The following is a 233-nucleotide window of genomic DNA, read 5'->3' as shown; positions in this document are numbered from 1 at the left end:
ACTGGGCTGCGCGGAACCGAGCGGGGAGGCGGGCTCCAACATGGCGCGGGTAGTTGCCGTCCTGGCCGGACTGGACCGGGTTCCGGCGGCGACTGTCAACCGTTTTTGCGCGTCGAGTCTCCAGACCCTGCGGATGGCCTTCCACGCGATCCGATCAGGCGAGGCCAATGCCGTCATCGCCGCCGGAGTGGAAAGCGTCTCCAGGTACCAGAACTGGGTGGGCGCGGGCGAGA

The 233-nt window shown here is 68.2% G+C and carries 1 protein-coding gene; it reads left to right on the top strand.

Annotation, left to right across the window (positions count from 1 at the left end):
* Positions 1 to 40: 40 nt before the first annotated feature.
* The coding region (locus SB772_RS45810) for a beta-ketoacyl synthase N-terminal-like domain-containing protein (protein ID WP_410839251.1) at positions 41 to 233 on the top strand (193 nt) is incomplete at its 3' end.

The organism is Paraburkholderia sp. SIMBA_030 (assembly GCF_046535245.1).
Taxonomy (GTDB): domain Bacteria; phylum Pseudomonadota; class Gammaproteobacteria; order Burkholderiales; family Burkholderiaceae; genus Paraburkholderia.
Note: the sequence above shows the minus strand (reverse complement) of the source record. Positions and strands in the feature narration are given on the sequence as shown.